We start from the raw sequence: 23447 nt of genomic DNA on the forward strand, positions 1-23447 counted from the left end.
GCGCGGGGCCGGGCTTCGGCGTGCCCGGCGGTTCAGGTGATCGCCGACGTCTCCCGCCACAGTGCGGCCAGCGACGCGTCGCCCGTCACGCTCGGCACCGGCCCCCGGTTCCACAGCGCCAGGTACAACCGGTCCGCCGGGCCGGAGAGTTCGGCGTCCACCGCACCGGCCGCGTCCCGCACCGTGACCGGGGGCCCGTCCGTCAGCCGTACGGTCCACACCGCCTCGTCCGCCTCCCCGGCGTCCGTCGCGCGCACCCGCAGGACGCGCGGCTCGGGGACGCGGACCCGGCTCCTGGGGCGGGCGTGGAAGCCGCGCAGCAGTTCGTCCACGCCGTCGACGGCGAAGCCGGCGTCGATCGCCGTGGGGGCGCCGCCGCGTGCGGACTCGGCGTCGAAGCGGTGAACGGTCGTCTCGTGCGCCTGCCGCCGGGTCCAGAAGGCCAGGGACGTGGGCGGTGACTGGGGTGCGGGATGGAAGGTCCAGCACTCCACCTCGGCGGGCGCCTCGGCCAGGGTCCGCACCAGCCGGCGGTGGGCGTCGCGGTACCAGGCCACCAGCTCGGGGCCGTCGAGCCGGGGCGCTTCGCCGAGGGCGAGCGGGGACGTGTGCCCGTCGGCGACGAAGGCGGCGGCCCACTCGTGCACGGCGCCCGTGTGCGCCAGCAGGTCCCGCACCCGCCACCCGGGGCAGGTCGGCACCTCGGCGTCGGTGCCCGCCGCCTCGGCGGCCGCGGCCAGCAGCCGCCCCTCCCGGTCGAGCACGTCAAGGAACTCGGCAGTCTTCATTCCACGGAGTCTGCCCGAGGGGGCGGCCTTGGGGGCAGAGGGATTCCGTCCTGCGGGACGGCCGACCTGCGGCACGGCGGACGGGGCAGCCCGGTGGGCACCGAAGAGCGGACCGGTCCGCCCGCGGAGCGAACGGCCGTCCCGCCCCGGCGGAGCCGCCGTTCGTGTCGCTCCCGCACCGGGCCGGCGTATGTCGCGTTGCGGCGGCGCGCCGGACGAGGTGGGCTGGGGGATGACTCACGTTCCCCACGCTGCGGACGGCGACCATGACGATGTCCCCCTTCGGCGCCTCATTCGGCGGCCAGGACCCGTTCTCCGAGATCCTCAACCGCTTCTTCGGCATGACGCCGGGCGCCTCGCCGCCCCAGGTGCAGCGGGTGCCCATCGGCCGGCTGCTGACCGATTCCGCGCGCGAGCTGATCAACACCGCTACCCGGCGGGCCGCCGAGGACGGCAGCTCCGACCTGGACACCGAGCACCTGCTGTGGGCCTGCACCCAGGTGGAGCCCACCTGCGGACTGCTCACCCAGGCGGGCGCCGACCCCGAGCGGCTCGGCGCCGACCTCGCCGCCGCGCTGCCCGGCGAGAGCGGCACCCCCTCCGCCGAGCCCGGCCTGACCCCCGCCGCCAAGCGAGTGCTGCTGCGCGCCTACGAACGCTCCCGGGCCGCCGGAGTGTCGTACATCGGCCCCGAACACCTGCTCGGCGCGCTGCTGGACACCCCGGGCACGGCGGCGGGCCGCGTGCTCGCCTCGCACGGCCTGGAGACCGAGCGGCTGCGCCGCAGCGCCGAGGAGGCGGCCCGCGGCGAGACCGCGCCCGGCGGCGAGAAGCCCAGCGACACCCCGACCCTCGACCAGTACGGCCGCGACCTCACCGAAGAGGCGCGCGACGGGAAGCTGGACCCGGTGGTCGGCCGGGCGCTGGAGATCGAGCAGACGGTGGAGATCCTCTCCCGCCGCTCCAAGAACAACCCCGTCCTGATCGGCGAGCCGGGCGTCGGCAAGACCGCCATCGTCGAGGGCCTCGCCCAGCGGATCATCGCCGGGGACGTGCCGAAGACGCTGGCGGACAAGCGGGTCGTCGCCCTCGACCTGACCGGGCTCGTGGCCGGCGCCCAGTACCGCGGCCAGTTCGAGGAGCGGCTGAAGAACGTCATCGACGAGGTGAAGGCCGCCTCCGAGTCGACCATCCTCTTCCTGGACGAGCTGCACACCGTCGTCGGCGCCGGCGCCACCGGTGAGGGCTCCATGGACGCCGGCAACATCCTCAAACCGGCCCTGGCCCGCGGCGAACTCCACGTCGTCGGAGCCACCACGCTGGACGAGTACCGGCGCTACGTGGAGAAGGACGCCGCCCTGGAACGCCGCTTCCAGCCCGTCATGGTGCCCGAGCCGAGCGTCGAGGAGACCGTGCAGATCCTGGAGGGCCTGCGCGACTCCTACGAGGCCCACCACCAGGTCCGCTACAGCGACGACGCCCTAGTCGCCGCGGCCGAGCTGTCCGACCGCTACATTTCCGACCGGTTCCTGCCCGACAAGGCGATCGACCTGCTCGACCAGGCCGGCGCCCGGGTCCGGCTGCGCTCGCTCGGCCGCTCCACCGAGGTCGCCGAGCGTGAGGACCGGCTGGCCAAGCTGCGCCGCGAGAAGGACCAGGCCGTCGCCGCCGAGGACTTCGAGCGGGCCAGCGAGCTCAAGGACCGGATCGTGGAGGTGGAGGACGAACTGGCGGGGCTGGCCGAGCGGCGCGAGGGCGTGCTGGAGGTGACCGTCGACGACATCGCCGACGTGCTGTCCCGGCGCACCGGCATCCCCGTCTCCCAGCTGACCGAGAGCGAGCGGGAACGGCTGCTGAAGCTGGAGGAGGCGCTGCACGACAGGGTGGTCGGGCAGGACGAGGCCGTCACCGCCATCGCGCAGGCGGTGCGCCGCAGCCGGGCCGGCATGGGCGACCCGAACCGTCCCGTCGGCTCCTTCCTGTTCCTCGGCCCGACCGGCGTCGGCAAGACCGAACTGGCCAAGGCGCTCGCGGCGCTGCTCTTCGGCGACGAGAACCGCCTGGTCCGCTTCGACATGAGCGAGTTCCAGGAGAAGCACACCGTCTCCCGGCTGGTCGGCGCCCCGCCCGGCTACGTCGGCCACGAGGAGGCGGGCCAGCTGACCGAGAAGGTCCGCCGCCAGCCCTACAGCGTGCTGCTGTTCGACGAGGTCGAGAAGGCCCACCCGGACGTCTTCAACGCCCTGCTCCAGGTCCTGGACGACGGACGGCTCACCGACGCGCAGGGCCGCACGGTCGACTTCCGCAACACCGTGGTCGTGATGACCTCCAACATCGGCGCGCAGCGCATCCTCGCCCACCACGGCGACGTCGCCGACATCAAGGACCAGCTGATGGAGGACCTGCGCGGCAGGTTCCTGCCCGAGTTCCTGAACCGCATCGACGACATCATCATCTTCCACGGCCTCGGCGAGGACGAGCTGAACCGGATCGTGGACCTGCTGCTGGACAACAGCCGCCGCCGGGTGCGCGCGCAGGGGCTGGAGCTGGAGGTCACCGACGCGGCGAAGAAGCTCCTCGTCGCCCACGGTCACCAGCCCGAGTTCGGCGCCCGCCCGCTGCGCCGCACCATCCAGACGGAACTGGACAACCGCATCGCGTCCCTGTTGCTGAGCGGCGCGGCCGACCCCGGGGACACCATCGTGGCCGACGTCGTGAACGACTCCCTGGTCTGCCGCGTCGAACGCCCGGCCCCGTCCGACGCGAAGGTCTACGAGGAGAGCGGCGGGAGCGCGGCGCCCGCCGGCTGACCGGCGGCTCGCGCGCCTTCCGACCGGTGCCTGTCACCTCCACGGCCGGCGCCGCTCGGACGTCCGCGGCGGAAGTCGGGCCGGCGCCGGCCTGGTGCCCCGACGGCCGGTCCGTCGGGCTGGCCTCGCACGCGCCGGCACGGTCCGCCGGTGCGCGGCCGTGTCTGCTTGTACGCCGGTCATTCGAACGCCGACCGCCGGGTCGCGAAGCCGATCGCGGCGGCGACCGCGGCCAGGACGGCGACGCTGGTGAGCGCGGCCGGCAGGGTGAGCCAGTCGGCCATGAACCCGATGGCCGGGGGCCCGAGCAGCATGCCGCCGTAGCCGAGCGTGGAGGCCACGGCGACGCCGCTCGGACCGGCCAGGGCGCCCGCGCGTTCCACGGTGACCGGGAAGACGTTGGCGAGTCCGAGCCCGGTCACGGCGAAGCCGAGCAGCGCCGCCCACACGGACGGAGCGAGCGAGCCGAGCAGCATCCCGGCCGCCGCGGTGGCACCGCCGGCCACGATCGTCCGGGACCGGCCGAGCCGCTCCAGCAGCGTCGTCCCGGTCAGCCGTCCGGCGGTCATCGCGAGGGCGAAACAGGAGTATCCGGCGGCGGCCACACCGGCTGAGGCCTCCAGGTCCTGCTGGAAGTGCAGGGCGCCCCAGTCGGCCATGGCGCCCTCGCCGTAGGAGGTGCACAGGGCGATGAGGCCGAGGACGACGACGAGCCCGCGGGTGCGGCGGGAGTCGGGGCGGGGCGGGTCCGCCGCCCGCATCGGATCCGACTGCGCCGACCGGGATCCGCCGCTCGCCGGGCCGTCGTCCGGCGGCGTCGGGGCGGGGTGGCGCAGCAGGGCGGGGCCGGCGACGGCCGTGACGAGCAGGCCGATCAGGGTGAGGCCCAGCAGATGGCGGGTGGGGGACAGGGAACCGGCCACGAGCCCGCCGAGCCCCGCTCCCACCATGCCGCCCAGACTGAAGGCGGCGTGGAAGGTAGGCATCACCGGCCGCCGCAGCGCGGCCACCAGATCGACGGCCGCGCTGTTGAAAGCGACGTTGATACCACCGTACGAGGCGCCGAAGGCCAGCAGCACCGCCCCCAGCGTCCAGGCCGAGTGGGTGAGCGGGGGCAGGGCGACGCTGAGGGACAGCAGGACGGCGCAGACGACGGTGACCGGGTGGCTGCCGTAGCGGCGGCACAGGCGCCCGGTGAGGGTCATGGTGATCACGGCTCCGGCGGACACGCCGAGCAGGGCGAGCCCGAGCGCCCCGGCGGAGGCGTGGGTCTGCTGCTTGACGGCAGGGATGCGTACCACCCAGCCCGCGAAGACGAAGCCGTCGAGGGCGAAGAAGGCGGTGAGGGCAACCCGGAGCCGGGTGAGGGAGTGGCCCGGCACGACACTGTGCGAGCGGACTTTGTTTATGAGCGGCACAAAGTCAGGCTAGGAGTGCGCGGACCAGCGGGCAAGGGGCAGGGGCGGGGTGCGGTGACCAGGGGCGGAGGTCGGGGGCGGGCGGTCCGCCGACGGGCGCGGGCGCCGGGCGGCCGGGCGCCGCGGCGACGACCGGGAACGGTGGGCGAGGCGACGCGGTGACGGGCGCGATCGTGCGCCCCCGGCGGGTGCCGGGACACCGGCGCGTCAGCCCGTCTTACGCCCCCATGTGTCCACCCGGGCCCATTCCGCGGCCCACTGGTCGAAGCGGTGGTGGTCGAGGCGGTTGCGGGCCAGCTTCGCGCCGCCGATGACCAGGCCCATGCTGGCCGAACCGGCCCACAGGCCGCCCAGCACGGCCTGGAAGGCGGTGTCGGCGGGCGAGGCGGGCGGCGAGGTGAGGTTGCCGCGCTCGTTCGTCCACACCGTGACCCGGGTGCCGGGCGCCGCGGTGGCGGGCACCCGGGTGCGGCCGGTGTGTGCGACTCCGCTCGCGTCCGTCCAGCCCACGGTGCCCCACACCAGTGACCCGCCGGCCGGCCGCGTGGCGGCTCCCCGCGCCGGTTCCCCGGCCAGCACGGCCGACACGGCGTGGGTCTGCGCCCGGACGCGGTCCGCGCTCTGCTGCACGGCGCCCGCCGTCAGCAGTCCCGCCACCAGCCCGCCCAGCACGGCCAGGCTCCAGGCGACGAGCAGGATCCACGCCTCGACGACATCGCTGGTCCGCCGGAGCGGATTGCGCCGCCACCGCCACCACCGCACTCCCGCACGACGTGTCACCTTCGACACCCCCTCGTGCACCGACGGGCTCCTACTGCCAGTGTGCCCCCTGAGGAGATCGGAAGCCGCGGTGACGGCGCGGAAAAGATCCGGGCGGCCGGACGGGGCGGAGCCGCGCCGACCGGATGGGGACACGGAGCGGTTCCGGACGGGGCGGAGCCGCGCCGACCGGATGGGGACACGGAGCGGTTCCGGACGGGGCGGAGCCGCGCCGACCGGATCGGGACACGGAACGGTCAAGGCTCGCGCACGCGCCGGTGGCCGTGCGGTGAGCGCGCCATGATGGTGGCATGACGCTCGCCGCGCGCGCCCTCACCCAACTGGCCGGCTGGCCCGACCTGATGGAAGTGGTGCCGAGCTGCGGCGCCGGGCAGGCGCTCAGCTCGCCGTACGGGGAGATCGCCCACTTCCACTCCGACCGCGACGTCGACCTCAACCTGACCGACCGGGCGATACGCCGGCTGGCGGGCGACCTGAGGCGCTTCGCCGCCGTCCGGGTCGTACCGGGCTCGTCGTGGGTGACGATCCGCCTCGACGCCTCCGCCGACGTCGATCTGCTGCTGTCCCTGATGAGCGTCGCCCTCAAGGCCCATCTGGGCGGACCCGCCGCCGACGACCGCCCGGTACCCGCCGGCTGCAACGACGGCCGCGGCGTGGGCTTCTGGCGCACCTGACCGTTCCCGCCGGTCACGCACCCCCGGCCGACCCCGCCTCACACCGTGAGGACCCGTACCCCCGCCTCCTCGAACCTGCGCACCGCGTCCCCGTCCGCCGCCCCGTCGGTGACCAGTGTGTCGACGGACTCCACCGGGCAGATCCGGGCGAAGGCGCGCCGCCCGAGCTTGCTGGAGTCCGCCGCGACGACCACCCGCTCGGCGCGCTCGCACAGCAGCCGGTTGATCGCGGCCTCCGCCTCGTCGTGCGCCGCCGCGCCGTGCGTGACGTCCAGGGCGACCACGCCGAGCACCGCCACGTCGAGCGTGATCTGGCTCAGCACCCCGTCCGCCAGCGGCCCGATCAGCTCGTACGACTGCGGGCGCGCCACCCCACCGGTCAGCACGATCTTGAACTGGGGTCGTACCGCCAGCTCGTTGGCGATGTTGAGCGCGTTGGTGACCACGGTCAGGGCGGGCGACCCGGCGGTCAGATCGGCGCGCACCGCCAGGGCGCGGGCCACTTCCGTGGTGGTGGTGCCCCCGGTGAGGCCCACCGCCTCACCGGGAGCGACGAGTTCCGCGACCGCGCGGGCGATGCGCTGCTTGTCGCCCGCGCGGCGGGCCGTCTTGTAGCGCAGGGGCAGCTCGTAGGACACGCCGTGCACGACGGCGCCGCCCCTGGTGCGGACCAGCATCTGCTGTTCGGCGAGCTGGTCGAAGTCCCGACGGATCGTCGCGGCCGACACCTCCAGCCGGGTCGCGGCCTCCTCCACGTCCAGCCGGCCGCGCTCCACGAGCAGTTCCAGCAGCGCCTTCCAGCGGGCGTCGCGCGACATGGGCGGCCTCCGTTCCTCGGTCTCCGTGACCCTAACGCACCCACCACGGAGCGAAATGCTTGATTGTGCTCGAAACTCGTCGCTATCTTGCAAGAACAATCAGCAACGGGAGGGTGTGCGATGAGACATGTCGAGGACGAGCTGACAAGTCAGCCCGGGTGCTGGACCCGCGTCGTCGCCGACGCCGCCCGGGGCCTTCACCCGGACCGGCCTCGCCACTTCACCCGCTCGGTGCTCCTCGCCTCCTGACGCCCCTCACCACCTTCCCCTCCGGAGAGGACAGGCCGTGCCGCTTGCAACCACCGGCGAGCTGGTCGGCAGCGCCGCCGTCGCGCGCTCCGCCGTCGCCGCCTTCAACATCGTCACGCTGGAACACGTCGAGGCCGTCGTCGCCGGCGCCGAGGCGGCCGGCACGCCCGTCATCCTCCAGATCAGCGAGAACGCGGTCAGGTTCCGCTACGGACGGCTGCTGCCCCTGGCCCGTGCCGCCGTCGAGGCGGCCCGGCGCGCCGCCGTGCCCGTGGCGTTGCACCTCGATCATGTGCAGAGCGACGACCTGCTGCGCCAGGCGCCCGAGGCGGGCTTCAGCTCCGTCATGTACGACGCCTCCCGGCTGCCGTACGCGGAGAACCTCGCCGCGACCAGGGCCGCCGCCGAATGGGCGCACGCCCAGGGGCTGTGGCTGGAGGCGGAGTTGGGCGAGGTCGGCGGCAAGGACGGCCGGCCGCCGCTGGACGCCCACGCCCCCGGCGCCCGCACCGACCCCGCAGAGGCGCACGCGTTCGTCACCGGCGCAGGAGTGGACGCCCTCGCCGTGGCCGTCGGCAACTCCCACGCCATGACGGAGCGCACCGCAGCCCTCGACCACGACCTGCTCAAACGCCTCGCCGACGCGCTGGACGTGCCCCTCGTCCTGCACGGCTCCTCGGGCCTCGCCGACGCCGAGCTGACCGCGGCCGTCACCGGCGGCATCGCCAAGGTCAACGTCGGCACCGCCCTGAACATCGCCATGACCCGCGCGATCCGCGAGTTCCTGGCCGCCCACCCCGAGGCCGTCGACTCCCGCAAGTACCTCGGCGTGGGCCGGGAGGCCATGGCGAAGGAGGTGACCCGCCTCCTCGTGGTGATCGGCGCACCCCGCGCGACGGCTGCCGGCTGACGCCCGCCGGCTGACGCCCGCCCGCACGGCGTCCACCCCGGCCCGCCGCCTACCGCTTGACCGCCCGCAGCAGCACGAACTTCGGGTCGCTCGCCACCAGTTCGCTGTTGCCGAACAGCCGGCGCAGCTTCAGGTGGTAGCCCAGGTGCCGGTTGCCGACCACCCACAGCGAGCCGCCGGGGCGCAGCGCGCGCCGCGCCCCGGTGAACATCCGCCATGCCGTCGCATCGGTCGTCGCCTGGTGGGAGTGGAACGGCGGGTTGTTGAGCACCAGGTCCACGCTGCCGTCCGGCACTCCGGACAACCCGTCGCCGACCCGGAACTCGGCGTGCCCCGGCACCCCGTTCGCCTTGTGCGTCGCCTCGGCCGAGGCCACCGCCTGGAACGACTCGTCGGTGAACAGCACTTCGGCCTCCGGGTGCGCCAGCCCCATCGCCGTGCCCACCACGCCGTTGCCGCAGCCGAGGTCCACCACCCGCCGCGCGCCTCGGCCGTCCGGCAGGTGCCGGAGGAGGAAGCGGGTGCCGATGTCGAGCCGGTCCGCGCAGAACACCCCGGCGTGGTTGACGACGGTCCGGCCGGAGACCGCGCCGATCCCGCCGGGCAACGTGTAGGTGTACGGCCACGGGTTGGCGGGCCGCTCCAGGGACGGGGCGGGGGTGCACAGGATCAGCCGGGCCTTGCGCTCGGCGAGCGAGGTCCGGGTCGGACCGAGGATCCGCTCGAACAGCGTCAGCGTCGAGGTGTGGATCTCCTTCACCATGCCCGTGCCCACGACGACCGTGCCCTCGTGCACGGCGGGCGCCAGCCGCAGCAGCTGGTCCTCCAGCAGCGCCAGGCTCTTGGGCACCCGCACCAGGAGCACGTCGATCCGGTCCGGCGACGGGTCCTGCGTGGTGAGCAGCCGCACCGCGCCGGGCTCGGCGCCGTTGCGGGCGAGGTTGAGCCGGGTCGCCTCCTGCCCGAGGTAGGAGTCGGTGATCTGCGTCGGCCCGTGCGCCGCCAGCGCCGTGACCAGCGCGCCCCACCGGTCCCCGACGACCACGACCGTCCCGGACAGGTCGATGGCCTGCTCGGCGAGGTGCCGCAGGAGGTACTCGTCGGAGGCGTCCCAGGCACGCAGCCGGTCACGCGGGTCCACGGGGAACCGGGACAGCGCCGGCTCGCCCCAGGGGGTCGTCATACGGTCGTTCATCGTCCGTCCAGGCTAGCCGAGCCGCAGATCAGGATGGCCGGGGCAGGATGGGGGCATGGACGCCGAGCTGTTCCCCCGCCGCCGGGCCGAGATCGCGCCGGGCGCGGTGCACCTCCCCGACTGGCTGGACCCGGCGCGCCAGCGCGAGCTGCTGGACGCCTGCCGTCGGTGGGCCCGCCCGCCGGCCGGCCTGCGCACGGTGCGCACCCCCGGCGGCGGCACGATGACCGCCCGGCAGGTCTGCCTGGGCTGGCACTGGTACCCGTACGCCTACGCCCGCACGGTCGCCGACGGCGACGGCGCACCGGTGAAACCGTTTCCCGCCTGGCTGGGCGAGCTGGGGCGGCGGGCGGTGACCGACGCCCTCGGACCGGAGGCGGCGCGGAAGGCGGCGTACGACGTCGCGCTGATCAACTTCTACGACGCCGACGCGCGTATGGGCATGCACCGCGACGCCGACGAGAGGTCTTCCGCGCCGGTGGTGTCGCTCAGCCTCGGCGACACCTGCGTCTTCCGCTTCGGCAACACCGCGACGCGTACCCGGCCGTGGACGGACGTCGAGCTGCGCAGCGGCGACCTGTTCGTCTTCGGCGGCCCCTCCCGGTTCGCCTACCACGGTGTGCCGCGCGTTCACGCGGGCACCGCGCCGGGCGAGTTGGGGCTGACCGGGCGGCTGAACGTCACGCTGCGGGTGAGCGGCCTGCCGGCCCCCGCGCCCGGAGGGGGACGGAGCGGACAGCGGGCCTGAACCGGGCCGGTCTCCGGACGGCCGGGACCACGGATCATGGGAGACTCCCCCTCATGAGCGGCAAGGCTGACCCCCGGACGGCGGGGGAAGGGACCACCTCGAGGACGCGGCTGGACCGGGGGCGTGGCGCGCTCGGACCCGCGTTGGAGCTGGTGCACACCGGGCGGGCCCCGACTCGGGCCGTGCTCACCGCGGAGCTGGGGGTGACCCGGGCGACGGCCGGGGCGGTGGCCGCCGAACTGGAGGCGCTCGGGCTGATCCGGGTGGACCCCCGGCCGGCCGCCGCGGCCGGTTCGCAGGGCCGGCCCTCGCACCGCCTCTCGGTCGCCGAGGACGGACCCGTCGCCCTCGCCGCCCAGGTGCACGCCGACGGCTTCCGCGCCGCCCTGGTCGGCCTCGGCGGCCGGATCGTGGCCACCGCGCCCGGCTGCGAGACCGTGGACGCCGACCCGGCCAAGGTGCTCGGCTCGGTCGTCGAGGCCGGCGCGGAGCTGCTGCGCGCGACCGGCCGGCGCTGCGTCGGCGCCGGACTCGCCGTGCCGTCCGCGGTCGCCGAACCGGACGGCACCGCACTCAACCCGCTGCACCTTGCCTGGCCGGTCGGCGCTCCCGTACGGCGGATCTTCGCCGAGTGCGTGCGCGCCGCCGGGATCGGCGGACCGGCCTTCGCCGCCAACGACGTCAACCTCGCCGCGCTCGCCGAGCACCGGCACGGCGCCGGACGCGGCGCCCGCGACCTGCTGTGCGTGGCCACCGGGCACCGCGGCGTGGGCGGCGCGCTGGTGCTGGACGGGCGGCTGCACACGGGCAGTTCCGGCCTGGCGCTGGAGGTCGGGCACCTCACCGTCAACCCCGAGGGCCGCCCCTGCCACTGCGGCAGCCGCGGCTGCCTGGACGTGGAGGCCGACCCGCTGGCCCTCCTCACCGCCGCCGGGCGCGCGCCCGGCCCCGAGGTGTCGCTGCTCAAGCAGGCCGACGACCTGATCCGCGGCCACCTCGACGACCCGGCCGTCCGGACGGCCGTGGCGACCCTCGTGGACCGCCTCGGGCTGGGGCTGGCCGGTCTGGTCAACATCCTGAACCCGGACCGGATCATCCTCGGCGGACTGCACCGCACCCTGCTGGAGGCCGCCCCGGACCGGCTGCGCGCCGTCGTCGCCGACCGCAGCCTGTGGGGCCAGAGCGGCGGCGTGCCCATCCTCCCCTGCACCCTGGACCACAACAGCCTGGTCGGCGCGGCGGAACTGGCCTGGCAGCCGGTCCTGGACGACCCCCTGGGGGCACTGGCCTGACGGGCGGGGGCCGGGCAGCCCGGCCCCCGCCCGTGCCGTCGCGGCCGGTGCCCGCCCCCTAGGTGGCCCGGTATCGGCTTGACGGCCGAGGCCTGGTTCGGCATCCGCCTGACGGCCGGGGGGCTCCTCCGCCCGGGGCCCGCCCCGGCGGACGGTCCCCGACTCCTGCCTTCCCGCCGCCCGGAGCCACCCGGCGGAGCGCCACCGCGCCCGGGGGGCTCGCGGATGCCCGCGTCAGGAGAGGCGAGGGCACCCGCGCTCAGTGCCAGGCCGTGGCGAAGGCGCGGGCCGGGTTCTCGGTGAGGACGCGGTCCACCAGGTCCGTGCCCAGTTCCGCCGCCAGCCGCGGGCGGATGCGGCGCAGCAGGTACGGCATGCCGGGGCCGCCGTCGACCGACCGGCCGCCGGCGACCACCGTGTCGCCGCCGAGCAGCAGCCGGTCGCCGTGTCCGGCCTCGGCCAGGGCACGCACGGCCTGGGGCATCCGCCAGTCGGTGGCGTGGTGGCTCCGGGAGGGGCCGTCGAAGGCCAGGTAACAGCCCGACTCGGCCGCCTGGCGGTGCGCCACCGGATCGGGAAAGCGGTTCAGATGACCGAGGATCACCCGGTCCGGCGGCACCTCGGACTCGCCGCACAGCAGGTCCAGCACGTCGAGGGCGGCCGTGCCCATCTCCAGGTGGACGGCGACGGGCGCACCGGTGGCGTGGTGGGCCTCGGCCGCGGCGGTCATCGTCCAGCGGGCGTGCGCGTCGAGGCCGTGGAAGCCGCCGGCGACCTTGACGAGCCCGGCCCGCACGCCGGTGTCGCCGATCCCCTCGGTGAGTTCGGTGACGAAGACGTCCGCGAGCCTCCCGCGCACCGCTGCCAGCGTGTCCGCGTCGTAGTGGACGTCCTGGTGCAGTCCCGTCGCGCACACCACGTGCACCCCGACGGCCCGGGACAGCGGCGGCAACTCCGCGGCCCGGCGGCCCAGCCCGTACGGCGTCCACTGCACGACGGCCGACCCGCCCGCCGCGCGGAACGCGGCCAGCTCCGAGCCGGCGGCCCGCACGTCGTCCAGTTCCTGGCCGGGCAGCCGGGGGCTGCGGAAGAAGAGGTGGTCGTGCGCGTCGGTCACCCCGAGTTCGGCCGGCGCGACATCGCCGAGCACGGTGCGGACGGCGCTCACCACTGCCGGCCCGTGGGCAGTGACGTGCGGCCGGGCGCCGACAGGTGCAGGACCTGGAACACCTCGCCGTCCGCGTCCGGCGTCTCCCGCGCCCACAGGGAGAAGCGCACCAGCTCCCAGCGGCTCGTGTCCACCGCGGTCGCCGCGAGCACCGCGCCGTCCCGCCCGGCCAGCCGCCCGTTCTCGCGCACCGCCTCGTCCATGAACTCGGCCAGCACCACGCCCTCCGGGACGGGCACCCGCTGCCGTACGGCGACCACGGGGGCCGACTCCGCGGCGTCGCCGGCCTCGTGCGCCAGCCCCGTCCACTGCCGCACCACGGGCCGGCCGAAATCGCCCACCAGCCCCTGGAAGGGACCGCCCCACAGGAAGGAGTTCATGCCCTCCGTCGTGTTCCACAGGTAGAACGGCGCGTACTGGCTGACCGGAGAGCCGTGCACCCCGCGCTCGCGCATCAGGTACGCCTTGACGCCGAGGCCGTCCCAGTCGTCGAGCGCGTGCCCGATCCGCTCGACGCGGTCCCGGACGATCCCCATGTCGTAATCGGCGGGCAGGGTCAGCTCGTACTGCGTCGCGTGCACGTGAAGGTCCCTTCCCCGGCGCTCAGGCCGGACGGTCGGCGTCGGGGCGCAGCAGCGACAGCAGTCCCCGTACGCCGGTGTCGAAGGCGGCGGGGGAGCCGGCGGCCCGGGCCAGCACATAGCCGCCCTGCACGGTGGCGAGGACCGTCGCCGCGATCTCCTCGCCGTCCAGGTGGGGCGGGAACAGGCCGGACTCCTTGCCCTCCTCCACGACCCGCGCCAGCCGCTCGCGCAGGGCGTCGAGCGTCTCGTCCACCGGTGCGCGCAGTTCGGCGCTGGCGACGATCTCCGGGTCCATGGTCAGCCGGCCGACCGGACAGCCGCGCAGCACGTCACGCTCGCGGCGCAGATACGCCTCGATGCGCTCATACGGCGTGCCGGGGCCGGTCAGCAGGGCGTCCGCGGTGGCCAGCAGCTCCGTGCAGGTACGCCGGATGGCCGTCAGGGCCAGGTCGGACTTGCCCTTGAAGTGGTGGTACATGCTGCCCTGCCCGGCACCGGCGCGCTCCAGGATCGCCTTCGGGCTGGTGCCCACGTAGCCCCGCTCCCACAGCAGTTCGCGCGTGGACTCGATCAATCGCTCCTGCGTGCTCATGCGGACAGAGTACATACCAGTAGGTACAGAAGTCGAGCCCTTCCGGAAGCGCTTCAGGGCCAGCTGCGCCGCGCCCCTGTACTCCCCGGGGGGTAGGCACACTGCCGCTGCCCGTACGACGACCTCGACCCACGCGGGCGGCCATGCTCGGCCCGTCACCCCGAGAACTCCCGAAGGAGACGAGCGAGATGCAGACCTCGGCGAACTGGGACGGGAGCGGCCCCGGCCCGTGGGTCCTCCTGTTCCCGCTGTTCTGGGCGGCCGCGATCGCCGGAGTCGTCACCCTTCTGCGGCGCACCCGGCGCGACGCGGGAGGGCCGTGGACGGGCCCGGCCGGCGGCCCCCGGCGGGGTCTGGACGGCTGTCCCGCCGGCGACTCGCCGCTGGCCGTCCTCGGCCGCCGCTTCGCCTCCGGCGAGATCGACGAGGACGAGTACTGGCGCCGGCTGTCCGTGCTGGAAGAGCACTTCGGCCGTGCGGAGAAGAACGGTGTCCGCTGACGACGGCGGCACAGGGCGCCGCGCCCCACCGCACCGCCCCGACGCCGCCACCGGCCGGAATCCGGCGGTGACGGCGTCGCTCGGGCTCGTCCCCGGTCAGCCGGGGACGGGGGAACGGGCGGGAACGGGCGCGGCCCTCGCCCCGTCGAGCGCGGGTTCGACCTCCGTGAACCGGCGTACGGGCTGCTGCTCCCCGGCGGCCAGTCGCGGCACCCGCGACGGCACCGTGGCGGCGACCGGGGCGGCGGCGGAGGGCAGGGTGAACCACACCACCTTGCCCTCCTCGCCGTCCGGGCGCGCGCCCCAGCTCTCGCTCATCGCGGCCACCATCGCCAGTCCCCGACCTTCGGTGGCCAGCGGCGCGATGTCGCCCATGTCCTCCACCACGGGAAGACGCGGATCGTGGTCGCGCACGGAGACGGTGAGCCGGTCGAGCAGGAACTCGAGCTCGACGGTGCACAACTTGTCGGGCTGGGCGTGCTGGTGGACGTTGGTCAGCAACTCCGTCACACCGAGCGCGGCCCGGTCTATCAGAGGGTCCAGATGCCAGTAGCGCAAGTGCGCCGATACGATTCTGCGGACCTGGCCGATCCGCGACGGCAGGGCTTGGAGCTCCACCGTGCAGTGTCTGCTTGGGTGACTGATCACGGCTGCGACTCCCCGACGTTGAGGTCCGGAAGAACACGACGTTTCGGATGCAGCAGGACGCCTGCATGACACTGCCGCCTGCTGTCGTGGCCGGCGGGCTGGTTCGCAGCGTTATCGCCGGTAAACCCAGAGTGACGTGAGACCAGCGTGGCGCAAGGGGTTCGGCACCGCAACTTCGCGCCACCTTCCCGACGGCTCAGCCGCCGCGCCCCGCGGCCCTGCGGACGGCCTCGACGAACCGGCGCGCCGCGGGCGGCCCCGGCTCGCCGGGGGCGGGGTCGCGGTCGCTGAGGGTCAGCAGGTACCGGGTGCCGGCGAGGTCGGCGCGCGCCCGGCCGTCCGGGCCGAGCCAGGGCCTGGACGCCCGCACCGCGCTCACCGGCGCGCTGTCGATCACCGTGCCGTAGCTGGTGAGCAGCTCCAGCCTGCCGTCGCTGATCCGGACCCGTCCGGCCCGGGTGAGGGAGCGCAGTCGCCTGGCGATCCGCACGCCCGTGGCCGTGAACTCCGGTTCCGCCATCCCCGCCCGCCCCCTTGCACGCGCCGCCGGCTGCTGTCCGGCCCGGTTCACGGGCCGCCGCCGTCCGTACGGGATCTTCCGCGCATCCCGTACGGCTCTCCGTCCCCGCGCGGTGCAGTCTGCCCCGCTTCCGCGCCCGGCACCAGTAGACGTGGGGCGCTTTCGAACGGCGCACGGAGCACCCGCGCGAACGCGCCCCCGCCCATGCGGCGAATGAGCCCCGCACGCGCTCTGGCGTGCCGCGCCCCAGGGCTGCCTTTGGGCCGCTCAAAGAGGCGTTTATGCAGGTGAGAAGCTTGCGGAAGGTGTCTATCATCGAGGACGTCCGGCCGCGCGACACGCCGTCGGCGCCCACCGTTAGGAGTCCCGCCGTGAGCACCACCGAGCAGCGCCGGACCGGCGACACCCTCGACGTCGACCGCAGCGACACCGGCTACCGGAACTGGCTCAAAGAGGCGGTCCGCAAGGTCCAGGCCGACGCCAACCGGTCCGCCGACACCCACCTGCTGCGCTTTCCGCTGCCCGAGGAGTGGGGCATCGACCTCTATCTGAAGGACGAGTCGACCCACCCCACCGGCAGCCTCAAGCACCGCCTGGCGCGCTCGCTCTTCCTGTACGGCCTGTGCAACGGCTGGGTCCGGCCGGACCGCCCCGTGATCGAGGCGTCCAGCGGCTCGACGGCCGTCTCCGAGGCGTACTTCGCCAAGCTGATCGGGGTGCCGTTCATCGCGGTGATGCCGCGCACGACCAGCGCCGAGAAGTGCCGTCTGATCGAGTTCCACGGCGGCCGCTGCCACTTCGTGGACGACCCGCGCACCATGTACGAGGCCTCCGCCCGGCTCGCGGTGGAGACCGGCGGCCACTACATGGACCAGTTCACCTACGCCGAGCGGGCCACGGACTGGCGCGGCAACAACAACATCGCCGAGTCCATCTTCCGCCAGCTCGAACTGGAGCGCTTCCCCGAACCGGCGTGGATCGTCGCCACCGCGGGCACCGGAGGCACCTCGGCGACCCTCGCGCGCTACGTCCACTACATGCAGTACGACACCCGCATCTGTGTCGCCGACCCGGACAACTCCTGCTTCTTCGACGGCTGGACCACCGGCGACCCGGACGTCTCCTGCGACTGCGGCTCGCGCATCGAGGGCATCGGCCGGCCGCGGATGGAGCCGAGCTTCGTGCCCGGGGCGATCGACCGGATGATGAAGGTGCCGGACGCCGCCGCCGTGGCCGCCGTCCGCGCCCTGGAGGGGGCCATCGGCCGCAAGGCGGGCGGCTCCACCGGCACCGGTCTGTGGAGCGCGCTGAAGATCGTCGCGGAGATGGTGGCGCAGGGCCGCCGGGGCAGCGTGGTGACGCTGCTGTGCGACCCGGGGGACCGCTACCTCGACAAGTACTACTCCGACGCGTGGCTGGCCGAACAGGGGCTGGACGCCGCGCCGTACACGGCGGCGATCGAGTCGTTCCTGGCCACGGGGGCCTGGCCGGTCTGACCCGGGCGAGCCGGCCCGGCCGCCGCGACGAACGGTCCGAAGACCGCCGTGCGGGTGCCGTCAGGCGGCCGTGTCCAGAGGCCGGTCCGTCGGGCCCGGCAGGTGCTCCGGGGCCGGCGGTCTGACGGGCCGGCACCGCGCCCCGGTGCCGGCGGACGCTCAGGCGTCCGGCGTGTGCCCCGGCTCCCCGGACTCCCCGCTCTCCCCGGCCACCACCAGCCGCAGATGCTCCGCGACCTCGGCGCGCGCCTCCGGCGGCAGTCCCGCGTCCGTGACGAGGGTGTCGATCCGGTCCAGTGAGGCGAAGGAACTCAGGCCCACCACGCCCCACTTGGTGTGGTCGGCGACCACCACGACCCGCCGTGCGGACTGCACCAGACGCCGGTTGGTCTCCGCCTCGGCGAGGTTCGGCGTCGACAGCCCGGCCTCGGCCGATATCCCGTGCACTCCGAGGAACAGCACGTCGAAGTGGAGGGCGGCGATCGCCTGGTCCGCCACCGGCCCGACCAGCGAGTCGGACGGGGTGCGCACCCCGCCGGTCAGCACCACCGTCGCCGAGTCCTGCCGCTGGCCGGAGGCGCGCTGCGCGGTGTGGAAGACGTCCGCGACCCGCACCGAGTTGGTGACCACCGTCAGATCCGGCACGTCCACCAGACGATGGGCCAGCGCGTACGTCGTCGTACCGCCCGAGAGCGCGATCGCCGAGCCCGGTGCGACCAGTTGGGCCGCCGCCCGCGCGATGTCCTCCTTGGCCGTCAGCTCCAGACCCGACTTGGCCTCGAAGCCCGGCTCGTGCGTGCTGGCCTCCACCACCGGGACCGCGCCGCCGTGCACCTTCTCCAGCATGCCCTGCCGGGCCAGCGCGTCCAGGTCGCGGCGGACCGTCATGTCCGACACGCCGAGCTTGCGCGTCAGTTCGTTGACCCGGACCCCGCCGCGGCGCCGGACCTCGTCCAGGATCAGGGCCCGCCGCTGCTCCGCGAGGAGGTTCTGATTCTCACTCACGTGTGCTCCGGTTCCTTTCGCCTCAAGCCGCCCGACACGCCCGGCGACGCCAGCCGCGACGAAGGGCTCGTCACGGGCGGTGCCACACGGGCGCCCCATCCTTTCACGGGGCGCCGGACACCGCGGCACCGCCCGCCCGACACGCACCCGCCGCCCTCCGGAGCACCGCGCGACACGCCCGGCGCGCGGCGGACGTCACCGGATCGGGCGCTTTCCCCCGGCTGCATGTGTGGCGCACGTCACCATCGAGCATCCTGTTCCCGCGAGAACACGGGCGACGGCACGGCCACGGGGGTGCGGGTGGTGAAACGCGCAGAGCGGAACCTCCAGGCGGACCGGCCGGCCGGAGACCACCCGGCGGACCACGCGGCCGACCGCCCGCCGACACCGGCCCGCGTGCCGCGACCCGCCCTGGAACTCCTGGTCCACGGAGTCGGCGGCACCACACCCCAGGAGATGCTGGACGACCCGCACACGGTCCGGGTCTTCGGGGACGACACCGCCGCCCTCTACCGGCGCGCCGCCGACGCGGACGCCGAGTCGCGGCCCGAGGGCCACCGCGACGGTCCGGTGCCCGAGGCCTACGTCTGGTGCAACCTCACCTCCGGCGACGGCAGCCGTGCCCTGTGGCTGTTGCTGCTGCCGTTCATGGTCGTCAACCTCGCCCACTGGATGCGCCCCACCACCCGCGGCCGCCCCCGCACCGTCCGCCTGTACGGACTGCTGGTCAGGCTCACCGGCCTGACCCTCACGGTGCTGTTCACCGCCGCCGCCTGCGAGGTCGCGCTGGACCTCGCCGCCTGGCAGTGCGCGGGAACGCGCGCGTGCGCCGCACGCCACTCCTGGCTCGGCTTCCTGGCCCCCGGCGCCGGCTGGTGGAGCACACCCGGCCGCCGCCTCGCCCTGGCCGCCGTCGTCCCCACCGCCCTCACCGGCCTCCTGTGGTACCTCTCCCACCGCACCTGGAGCGCCTACGAGTCCCAACAGCCCCTGCACCACGGTTCTTCCGCGCCCGAACCGGAAGGGGAGAGCACCGACGGGGCCCTGAGCCGACCCGGCTTCTGGTACGGACGCCGCCTGGTGGCCCGGCTGCGCGCCGCGCACACCGCCGTCGGCCTGCTGACCGTGGCCGCGGCGCTCGCCGTCCCCGCCGCACACTTCGACCGCCGTCCCGGCGGCCCCGCGGTCCTCGACCTGCTCGGCTGGCTGCTCCAGGCCTCGCTGGTGGCCACCGCGGCCCTCGTCGTGGGCGCGGTCTGCCGCCGGGGGCGCAGCGAGAACCGCCTCGACCGGCGGCTCGACCGCCACCTCGTGCGCGGCCTCCCGCTCGGGGCCCTGCTCCTCCTGTTGTGCGCCGCCCTCTACGCAGGCTGGGCGCGCCCCGCCTGGTACGCCACGGGCCGCCTCGCCGCGGACGCCGCCTTCGGCTCCGTCACCCTGGTCCAGGGCCTCCTCGTGATCGCCCTGAGCCTCGCCTCGCTCGCCCTGTACCGCACGCTCCCCGACCCCCGCGCCGCCCTGCGCGGCCTCGGCGGCCCGGCGGTCGCCCTGCTGGCCTGCGCCCTCGGCGGCGTGATGACCGGCGGGGTCGCGCAACGGGTCGCCGACTGGCTGGACGGCGACGCCACGTCCATACCCGGCCCGCCGGTCCTGCTGACCTGGCAGGCCTCCGTCATCCCGCCGCTGCTCGTCGTGCTGCTCGTGCTCGCCGCCCGGCTCGCCCTGCGCGCCCGCCGACTGGCCCGTGCGGGGGAAGCCGCCGTGGCGCGCGACTACCCGGACGATCCGCCGGACCCCGCGCGCACCCACCGCATCGCCCGCGTCCGCGCGCTGGCCGCCCTCACCGACGAGGCGCCCCGCGTCGTCGGCGTCACCTGCGCCGTCACCCTGGTGCTGGGCGCCGTCGCCCTCGTCGGCGGCCTCGGCTTCCACACCACCCCCGCCCAGGCCGCCGCCGGAACGCCCCGCTTCGTGGCGGGCGCGGCCGACACCGCGCAGGCGCTGGGCTCCTGGCTGGTCGGCGTCGGCTTCATACTGTTCGTCACCTGGGGCCGCCGCGCCTACAAGGACGCCTCGGCGCGGCGCACCATCGGCATCCTGTGGGACGTCGGCACCTTCTGGCCGCGCGCCGCCCACCCCTTCGCCCCGCCCTGCTACGCCGAACGCGCGGTGCCCGACCTGACCTGGCGGATGGCGACGTGGACCGGCGCGACCGGCGGCCGGCTCGTCCTGTCCGGCCACTCCCAGGGCAGTGTGCTGGCCGCCGCCGCGGTCTGGCAGCTGCCGGCCGCGGTACGGCGCCGGGTCGCCCTGCTGACCTACGGCTGCCCGCTGGAGCGGCTCTACGGCCGCTGGTTCCCCGCCCACTTCGGACTCTCGGCCCTCACCGCCCTGCACCGCGACGCGGACTGCTGGCGCAACCTGTACCGGCTCACCGACCCCATCGGCGGCCCGGTCCGCGTCCCCGGCGGCCACGCCCCGGACACCGGCCCGGGCGCTGCGGCGGACCCCTGCGACGACGTGGACCGCGCTCCGCTGAAGGACCCCCTCGCCTTCGGCCGCACCCCCGCGCACCCGCTGCCCGCTCCGATCCTCGGCCACTCCGACTACCGGGCCGACCCCGCCTTCGCCGAGGAACGCGCACGGCTCCTGGCCCGGCTGCGCCCCGACCTGCCGGCGCCCCGCCCCGCCACCGGCGAGGAGGCCGACGCCGACGGCTCGGGCGCTCAGGGCAGCGCGGGCAGGTCCTCGGGGTAGAGCAGCGTCAGATCGTCGGTGCTGGGATCGGCGAACTGCGCCACCCGGCTCGCGTGCCGCTCCACCATCGCCTCGAACGTCTGGCGCGCGGTACGGCCGTTGCCGAACGCCGCGCCCTTGGGCAGCGCCGCGAAGTACTTCAGCAGCGCCTCCTCGGCCCCCGGAGCGAGCCGGTACTCGTGCTCCTCGGCCTGCTGCTCCACGATCCGCAGCAGTTCCTCCGGACCGTAGTCGCTGAAGGTGATGGTGCGCGAGAAACGGGACGCCACACCCGGGTTGACCGACAGGAAGCGCTCCATCTCGGCGGTGTAGCCGGCCACGATCACCACGACCGCGTCGCGGTGGTCCTCCATCAGCTTCACCAGTGTGTCGATGGCCTCCTTGCCGAAGTCGCGCCCGGCGTCCTCGGGGGAGAGGGCGTACGCCTCGTCGATGAACAGCACGCCGCCGCGGGCCCGTTCGAACGCCTCCTGGGTGCGGATCGCGGTGGAGCCGATGTGCTCGCCGACCAGATCGACCCGGGACACCTCCACGAGATGGCCCTTCTCCAGCACCCCGAGGGAGGCCAGGATCTCGCCGTACAGCCGGGCGACGGTCGTCTTGCCGGTGCCCGGGGAACCGGTGAAGACCAGATGCCGCTTGACCGATGCAGCCTTCAGCCCCGCCTGCTGCCGGCGCCGGCCCACCTCGATCATGTCGGTGAGGGCGCGCACCTCCCGCTTGACGCTCTCCAGGCCCACCAGCGCGTCCAGTTCGCCCAGCACGTCCTTCGCGCTGCGCTCGGGCCGCTCCGGCTCGGGCTCCGGCGCGGAGCGCACCGGCTCGGGCTCGGTGGCGCGCTGGCCGGGCAGCGCGCCCAGCAGCCCGGGCGACGTGCTCGCCGTCTGCGCGACGGTCTCGGTCGTGGCCGGCGGGCGTACGCCCCCGCTCTCGTCGCTGGTGCAGTCCTCGACGACGGGTCCCGAACCGGCCGCCTCCGCGCCGCCGTCGGCGAACTCGAAGCCACCGCGCGCACAGCGCTCGGTACGGCACTTGCGCAGCGTCGTACGGCAGCCGTCGATCACGTGGAAGCCGTAGCCGCCGCTGCCCGTGACCCGGCAGCCGAGGAAGCTGCCGCGGCCCCCGGCCGAGACGTAGAACCCGGCCTCGGCGGGGGAGACGATCGTGCTGCGCTCGATGGTCGGGTCGGCGCCCTTGGTGACGATCACGCCGGTCTGCGCGCCGTCCACGGTGCAGTTGCTGAGGGTGCCGCCGCTGCCGTGGTCGCGGAACCACGCGCCGGTGGCGGCGTCCTTGATCCGGCAGTCGTCGAGCTGCGCGGTCGCGCCGTCGCTCACCGACACCGCCGTGTTGCGAACCTGGGACAGATCGCTGTCGACGACGTCGGCGCGCGAGCCGCGGTCCAGGACGAACAGCGCGTCCGGCACGTCGTGCACCCGGCAGGAGTCCAGGACCGCGGTCGCCCCGTCGCTGACCCACACGGCCGGGTAGTCGCCCGTGCTGTCGAAGATCTCGCACTGGTTGGCGTCCACGCGGGTGCCCGGGTCCCACACCGACAGGCCGTTGCGCCCGAACCGCTGCACGGTGGTGCGGGTCAGCGTCAGCACCGAACGCGACCTGAGGTCCACCGCGTTCTCCGGGATGTCGTGGATGCGGCAGTCGGCGAGGGTGAGCACGGCGTCGGTGTCGAGGGTGACGCCGTCCGCGGCGGTGCGGTGCACATCGCAGTCGGTCAGGTGCGCGGTGCCGCGCCCGGTGATCTGCAGACCGCTGCCCCGCACCTCGTAGACCTCGCAACCCACCGCCTCCAGAGCGGCGTTGTCGCCGGTCACGGTGATGCCCGCGCCGGAGGCGTGGTGCACCCGGCAGCGTTCGAGGCGGGGCCGGCCGCCGCCGCGGACGGCCACACCCGACTGCCCGGCCGCGACGATCTCGCACTCCTCGAACAGCCCGCCGCCGTCGAGTACGGCGATGCCGATGCCGGCCGGGTTGTCCACCGTGCAGCGGCGCACGGTGGGCCGGGCGCCGGAGCGCACCTCGATGCCCGAGGCGGAGCGGGTCACGATCCGCACGTCCCTCAGCTCCGGTGTGCCCTCCTCCACCAGCAGGGCGGGCGCGGCGGCGTCCTGGCCCTCCACGTGCAGGTCCTGCACCACCGCGGAGGCGCGCACGGTCAGCGGGACCCCGTCGGCGGGCGCGATCCGCACCGAGCCGGGGGAGCCCTCGGGACCCCGCAGGGTCACCGCCCGCTGGACGACGAGGTTCTCCCGGTAGGTGCCGGGGGCGATGGTGAGGACGTCGCCGTCCGCCGCGGCCTCCAGAGCGGCGGCGAGCGATGCGTACTCACCCGTGCGGCGCCGCCACCGCGATGTGCCGGTGTGCGTCACCTGGACCGTGCCCTGTGCCATGGCGTTGCTGTGCCCCCACCTCGTGCTGATGGATCGTTCGCCGTCGCGGCGCGCCGCTGCGGTTCGCCCGTGCGCCCGTCGTGCCGG

General features: G+C 74.7%; 21 protein-coding genes. 9 read left to right on the top strand and 12 right to left on the bottom strand.

From position 1 onward, the window contains the following. Window positions 1–32: 32 nt before the first annotated feature. Complete coding sequence (locus tag AB0N63_RS15300; RefSeq protein ID WP_365529074.1) at window positions 33–788, bottom strand: maleylpyruvate isomerase family mycothiol-dependent enzyme; 756 nt, start codon at window positions 786–788, stop codon at window positions 33–35. Window positions 789–1054: 266 nt separating this feature from the next. On the opposite strand from AB0N63_RS15300, the gene AB0N63_RS15305 reads away from it, so the two are divergent. Then, window positions 1055–3598 carry an ATP-dependent Clp protease ATP-binding subunit gene (locus tag AB0N63_RS15305; protein ID WP_365529077.1) on the top strand — a complete coding sequence of 848 codons (2544 nt, stop codon included), beginning with the start codon at window positions 1055–1057 and terminating at the stop codon, window positions 3596–3598. A 179-nt stretch (window positions 3599–3777) separates the two neighbouring features. Here AB0N63_RS15305 and AB0N63_RS15310 read toward each other — a convergent pair whose 3' ends face one another. Beyond that, window positions 3778–4980: an MFS transporter gene (locus AB0N63_RS15310; RefSeq protein WP_365529334.1), complete on the bottom strand. Its 1203-nt coding sequence runs from the start codon at window positions 4978–4980 to the stop codon at window positions 3778–3780. Window positions 4981–5223: 243 nt separating this feature from the next. Continuing rightward, the gene (locus tag AB0N63_RS15315) at window positions 5224–5796 is read right to left on the bottom strand and encodes a hypothetical protein (RefSeq protein WP_365529079.1); all 573 of its coding nucleotides are present in this window, start codon (window positions 5794–5796) and stop codon (window positions 5224–5226) included. A gap of 290 nt (window positions 5797–6086) precedes the next feature. On the opposite strand from AB0N63_RS15315, the gene AB0N63_RS15320 reads away from it, so the two are divergent. Then, entirely contained in the window at window positions 6087–6470 is a 384-nt protein-coding gene (locus AB0N63_RS15320) for a luciferase family protein (RefSeq protein WP_365529082.1), read from the top strand. A gap of 38 nt (window positions 6471–6508) precedes the next feature. Here the strand turns inward: AB0N63_RS15320 and AB0N63_RS15325 are convergent, their stop codons facing one another. Further along, window positions 6509–7288, bottom strand: coding sequence for a DeoR/GlpR family DNA-binding transcription regulator (locus AB0N63_RS15325; protein WP_365529084.1), 780 nt, complete (start codon window positions 7286–7288; stop codon window positions 6509–6511). A gap of 120 nt (window positions 7289–7408) precedes the next feature. Here AB0N63_RS15325 and AB0N63_RS15330 point away from each other — a divergent pair, with 120 nt between their 5' ends. Continuing rightward, window positions 7409–7537, top strand: a complete 129-nt coding sequence (locus tag AB0N63_RS15330; protein ID WP_365529087.1) for a hypothetical protein — start codon at window positions 7409–7411, stop codon at window positions 7535–7537. Between the two features lie 37 nt (window positions 7538–7574). Further along, on the top strand, window positions 7575–8447 hold the full coding sequence (locus AB0N63_RS15335; protein ID WP_365529089.1) for a ketose-bisphosphate aldolase: 873 nt from the start codon (window positions 7575–7577) through the stop codon (window positions 8445–8447). Between the two features lie 49 nt (window positions 8448–8496). Here the strand turns inward: AB0N63_RS15335 and AB0N63_RS15340 are convergent, their stop codons facing one another. Continuing rightward, entirely contained in the window at window positions 8497–9630 is a 1134-nt protein-coding gene (locus AB0N63_RS15340) for a methyltransferase (RefSeq protein ID WP_365529336.1), read from the bottom strand. 67 nt (window positions 9631–9697) lie between these two features. On the opposite strand from AB0N63_RS15340, the gene AB0N63_RS15345 reads away from it, so the two are divergent. Beyond that, the gene (locus tag AB0N63_RS15345; RefSeq protein ID WP_365529092.1) at window positions 9698–10390 is read left to right on the top strand and encodes an alpha-ketoglutarate-dependent dioxygenase AlkB; all 693 of its coding nucleotides are present in this window, start codon (window positions 9698–9700) and stop codon (window positions 10388–10390) included. A gap of 53 nt (window positions 10391–10443) precedes the next feature. After that, on the top strand, window positions 10444–11682 hold the full coding sequence (locus tag AB0N63_RS15350) for an ROK family protein (RefSeq protein ID WP_365529095.1): 1239 nt from the start codon (window positions 10444–10446) through the stop codon (window positions 11680–11682). A gap of 259 nt (window positions 11683–11941) precedes the next feature. On the opposite strand, the gene AB0N63_RS15355 is transcribed toward AB0N63_RS15350, so the two are convergent. From AB0N63_RS15355 to AB0N63_RS15365, 3 genes are read right to left on the bottom strand one after another with little or no spacing between them, the layout of a single operon-like run. Continuing rightward, the gene (locus AB0N63_RS15355) at window positions 11942–12850 is read right to left on the bottom strand and encodes a phosphotriesterase (protein WP_365529098.1); all 909 of its coding nucleotides are present in this window, start codon (window positions 12848–12850) and stop codon (window positions 11942–11944) included. Beyond that, the gene (locus AB0N63_RS15360) at window positions 12847–13431 is read right to left on the bottom strand and encodes a DUF4865 family protein (protein ID WP_365529100.1); all 585 of its coding nucleotides are present in this window, start codon (window positions 13429–13431) and stop codon (window positions 12847–12849) included. Before AB0N63_RS15360 ends, AB0N63_RS15355 begins: the two co-directional genes overlap by 4 nt. Window positions 13432–13453: 22 nt before the next feature. Then, on the bottom strand, window positions 13454–14041 hold the full coding sequence (locus AB0N63_RS15365) for a TetR/AcrR family transcriptional regulator (RefSeq protein ID WP_365529103.1): 588 nt from the start codon (window positions 14039–14041) through the stop codon (window positions 13454–13456). Between the two features lie 173 nt (window positions 14042–14214). On the opposite strand from AB0N63_RS15365, the gene AB0N63_RS15370 reads away from it, so the two are divergent. After that, window positions 14215–14526: an SHOCT domain-containing protein gene (locus AB0N63_RS15370; protein ID WP_365529105.1), complete on the top strand. Its 312-nt coding sequence runs from the start codon at window positions 14215–14217 to the stop codon at window positions 14524–14526. Between the two features lie 96 nt (window positions 14527–14622). Here the strand turns inward: AB0N63_RS15370 and AB0N63_RS15375 are convergent, their stop codons facing one another. Together AB0N63_RS15375 and AB0N63_RS15380 are read right to left on the bottom strand one after the other, a co-directional pair. After that, on the bottom strand, window positions 14623–15174 hold the full coding sequence (locus AB0N63_RS15375) for an ATP-binding protein (RefSeq protein WP_365529108.1): 552 nt from the start codon (window positions 15172–15174) through the stop codon (window positions 14623–14625). A gap of 196 nt (window positions 15175–15370) precedes the next feature. Next, window positions 15371–15694: a hypothetical protein gene (locus tag AB0N63_RS15380; RefSeq protein ID WP_365529111.1), complete on the bottom strand. Its 324-nt coding sequence runs from the start codon at window positions 15692–15694 to the stop codon at window positions 15371–15373. Between the two features lie 371 nt (window positions 15695–16065). Here AB0N63_RS15380 and AB0N63_RS15385 point away from each other — a divergent pair, with 371 nt between their 5' ends. Then, window positions 16066–17190 carry a PLP-dependent cysteine synthase family protein gene (locus tag AB0N63_RS15385; protein WP_365529114.1) on the top strand — a complete coding sequence of 375 codons (1125 nt, stop codon included), beginning with the start codon at window positions 16066–16068 and terminating at the stop codon, window positions 17188–17190. A gap of 159 nt (window positions 17191–17349) precedes the next feature. Here the strand turns inward: AB0N63_RS15385 and AB0N63_RS15390 are convergent, their stop codons facing one another. Beyond that, window positions 17350–18195, bottom strand: coding sequence for a DeoR/GlpR family DNA-binding transcription regulator (locus AB0N63_RS15390; protein WP_365529117.1), 846 nt, complete (start codon window positions 18193–18195; stop codon window positions 17350–17352). A 456-nt stretch (window positions 18196–18651) separates the two neighbouring features. Between AB0N63_RS15390 and AB0N63_RS15395 the strand changes: the two genes are divergently transcribed. Then, complete coding sequence (locus AB0N63_RS15395) at window positions 18652–20952, top strand: hypothetical protein (RefSeq protein WP_365529338.1); 2301 nt, start codon at window positions 18652–18654, stop codon at window positions 20950–20952. On the opposite strand, the gene AB0N63_RS15400 is transcribed toward AB0N63_RS15395, so the two are convergent. Further along, a complete protein-coding gene (locus tag AB0N63_RS15400) occupies window positions 20922–23360 on the bottom strand; it encodes a right-handed parallel beta-helix repeat-containing protein (RefSeq protein ID WP_365529120.1) in 2439 nt (812 codons plus the stop codon). The two genes, AB0N63_RS15395 and AB0N63_RS15400, sit on opposite strands and share 31 nt — an antisense overlap. Window positions 23361–23447: the final 87 nt, after the last annotated feature.

The organism is Streptomyces sp. NPDC093260, assembly GCF_040683715.1.
GTDB classification, from domain to species: Bacteria; Actinomycetota; Actinomycetes; order Streptomycetales; family Streptomycetaceae; genus Streptomyces; species Streptomyces sennicomposti.